Origin of the sequence: Pseudomonas sp. HMWF006, from assembly GCF_003061205.1 — a bacterium.
In the GTDB taxonomy this organism is placed as follows: Bacteria; Pseudomonadota; Gammaproteobacteria; order Pseudomonadales; family Pseudomonadaceae; genus Aquipseudomonas; species Aquipseudomonas monsensis.
In genome coordinates, this window is the sequence record NZ_QAIU01000449.1 from 19,174 (window position 1) to 22,299 (window position 3,126).

At 61.1% G+C, this 3,126-nt stretch carries 4 protein-coding genes and 1 pseudogene; all 5 read left to right on the forward strand.

Features of this window, described 5'->3' with window-relative positions:
* Window positions 1–159: 159 nt before the first annotated feature.
* Window positions 160–453 (forward strand): putative phage tail assembly chaperone, encoded by a 294-nt coding sequence (locus tag DBR24_RS19195; RefSeq protein ID WP_128615523.1) that lies wholly within the window; start codon window positions 160–162, stop codon window positions 451–453.
* A gap of 23 nt (window positions 454–476) precedes the next feature.
* Complete coding sequence (locus DBR24_RS30945; RefSeq protein ID WP_191626909.1) at window positions 477–617, forward strand: hypothetical protein; 141 nt, start codon at window positions 477–479, stop codon at window positions 615–617.
* A gap of 5 nt (window positions 618–622) precedes the next feature.
* A complete protein-coding gene (locus DBR24_RS19200) occupies window positions 623–2,608 on the forward strand; it encodes a phage tail tape measure protein (RefSeq protein ID WP_128615524.1) in 1,986 nt (661 codons plus the stop codon).
* Entirely contained in the window at window positions 2,605–2,922 is a 318-nt protein-coding gene (locus DBR24_RS19205; RefSeq protein ID WP_128615525.1) for a DUF2590 family protein, read from the forward strand. The genes DBR24_RS19200 and DBR24_RS19205 overlap by 4 nt, the downstream gene beginning before the upstream one ends.
* Window positions 2,919–3,126 (forward strand): annotated as a pseudogene (locus DBR24_RS32905) (hypothetical protein); the annotation flags it as partial. The gene DBR24_RS19205 and the pseudogene DBR24_RS32905, both read left to right, overlap by 4 nt.

Below are 3,126 nucleotides of genomic sequence, written 5' to 3' on the forward strand. Positions count from 1 at the left end.
CGCAGCAGACGCTCGACCGGATTATTTCACCCTCCGAGATCAGCTCGCCTTAAGCCGGCAAATGATCCTTGGACTGCAGCAATACGTCCGTGGCGTGTGCCTGCGATCGCAGGCGCACCAGGACACCACTTTTTCCAACCTCAACAAGAGACCAACACCATGAGCCAACAGAACAACACCGAAATCACTCTGGAAGTCGGCGAAGCGGAATTCACGTTCAGCCTGACCCCGGCTGACGTGACCAAATACTTCAATGCCCTGACCCAGACCAACAAGGTCGCCCCGGGCAACAACCTGCTGATGACCACCGTCAAGCAAGAGGAAAAGGCCACGCTGAAACCGTTGCTCGGCAATCCCGTGATGGTGATGCAGCTCGCCGGCGCGCTGCTTGAGGAGTACGCGCCGAACGTTGAGGTGATCGTAAAAAAGCGCACGAGCACGCTGAGCGCTTAAGCGAAAACGGCTTGGGCCAGCTCATGGCCCTGACGAGCCGCTGGCTACCTGGTGCCGAACCCACGCCCGAGGCGATGGGAACCGCCAAGTGGCTGGAGGACGAATACTGGAAACGCATGGAGTTTGCCGTGGCTAACGGCATCGCTCTTGCGCTGAACGGGTAACGACATTGGCAGACCGTAGCGCCAGCCTGGCTTTCATCCTGAGCCTGACCGACAAGGTCACCGCGCCCCTGGGCAAGGTGAAAATGGGTTTTTCCGAGCTTGCGGATCAGAGCGAACAGCACATCAAGACGATCGGCTTGGGCATGGCTGGCGTGACGGCGGCTGTGGTCGGGATTCGTGAGTCCATGGAACCGGCGCTGGAGGTCAATCGCGCCCTGGGCGACGTCCGATCGCTGGGTGTGGCCGAGGATGCGTTGTCTGCGCTCAATGCCAAGTCGCTGCAGTTCGCCGTGAGCTATGGCGAGAACGCCAAGGATTTTGTGGCCTCGGCGTATCTGATCGAGGGCGCCATCAAGGGACTTGCCGGCAACCAGCTCGCCACGTTCACCAACACCAGCAACTTGCTAGCAAAGGCCACCAAGTCCGACGCCGAAACCATGGGTGAATACGTCGGCACGCTCTACAACCTGCAGAAGTCCCAAGCGGATGCGATGGGGAAGGGCGCATGGGTGGAAAAACTCGGCGGGCAAACCGCGCTGGCCGTGCAGTTGTTCCGCACCAGCGGCGCCGCGATGAAAGACGCCTTCAAGGAGGCCGGCGCGATCGCCACCACATCCGGCGTCGACCTTGCCGAACAGATGGCGGTGATCGGCACGCTCAGCAGCACCATGGAGGGCGGCGACGCCGGCGGGCGCTATAAGGCGTTCTTCGAAAACATCGGCGCGGCTTCGGAAAAGCTGGGCATGCAGTTCACCGATCAGCAGGGCAAAGTGCTGCCGATGATGACCATTCTGGACAAGCTGCAGGGCAAGTTCGGTGATCTGACCACCGCGTCGGCGGGGGCCAAACTGGTCGAAGCGTTCGGTGGGGAAGGCGCCCAGATAATCGGTGCACTGGCCAAGGATACCGATCGGCTGCGCAACGGCATCGAGCAGCTGGGCAAGGTGCGCGGTCTCGAAAATGCCGAGCAGATGGCCCGGGCGATGGTCGATCCGTGGCAACAGTGGGCGTCCCTGGTCGAGGTCATGCGCGTGGTGTTTGGCCAGGTGCTGATCCCGGTGCTGACGCCGTTCATGAACAAGATGGTGGACATCGGCAAAACCCTGGTGCGTTGGTCGCAGCTGTTTCCCAATATCACCCGGGTGATCGGCATCACCGCACTGACCATCATGGCGATCGTCGGCGCCATGTCGTTGTTGACCGTCGTGGTCGGCGTTGCACGGATGACCTGGCTGGGTCTGGTGTCGGTGTGGAAGGTTGTCCAGTTGCTCAACCTGCGCACGGTCGCCGGCTTCGTACTGCAGAAACTGGCGATCCTGGCTTACATGGCCGTGATCTACACGCTCAGCGCCGGCCTTGCCCTGGTGCGTGGCGCCATGCTGCTGTGGCAGGGCGCGATCTGGCTGGTGAACGCGGCGCTGCTGGCCAACCCGATGGTGTGGATTGTGGTCGGTGTTCTCGCCCTGGTGGCCGTCATTGTCGCGGCGGTTCACTACTGGGACGAATGGACATCTGTCCTGATGAACACGGCCGCGTTCCAGTTCGTCGCTGACAAACTCCAGAAACTGTCCGACTGGTTCAACTCCATGGGCGGTTGGTCAGGCATGGCCAAGGCCGCATGGGACAGCATCGTCGGCATTTTCACCAAGGCCGTAAACGGCGTGATTGAGCTGCTGAACAGCATCCCGGGCGTGAACATCGAAGCGCGCTTCGGAGGCATGCCTGAAGTGCCCGGCGTCGATGCCGCGACCAATGCCGCTGACACCGCCAACGCCGCGCAGAAAGCCCAGCAAACAATCAACGCGGCAATCCCCAGCCTTTCACCGGCGCGCCCTTCAGCGGTGCCGCCTGGCGGCTTGCTGACCAGCATCCAGAACAACAACAGCAGCCAGAACAAGGGCACGCATGTGGAGAACGTGAATATTCACACGGGCAAAGCCATGACCCCGTTGGAGATGGAAAACATGGTCGCCATGGCGGTCGGCGGATGAGCGAATACGTAGACCTATTGATCGTCGATAACGACCTGGCACTGGATCCGTCACACCAGCCGCTGCTGGTCGATGACCGCGCCTGCATCGCCCAGGACATCGCCCACATGATCCGTGACAGCGGGTTGTTGGTGACGCTGGTCGCTGAGCGCGATCGGCTGCGGCAGCGTGACTGCATCCAGCAACTGGAACTGCTGGTCGAGAACGATCAGCGCCTGGTGCCCGGTACGGCACGCATCACCCAGCAGGAACCAGGCGTGTACCTGGTCACTGCGAAAACCCTGAAATTCGGTTCGATTGAGGTAAGTCTGTGAGCCAGGTCGATTTTAAAAAGGTGATCGCCGACGCCGGCATCCCGACCACCGAGGCCGGTTTGAAGGCCGCGTGGGAAAAGGAGGTTGAAGCCCAGGGCGCGAAGGTGGCCAACACCAGCAGTTATTCGCCGTTCTGGCGGGTGATGACTGCGCTGGTCACCAAGCCGGTGTTGTGGCTGCTCGACTTTCTGTGTCTGTCAGTAC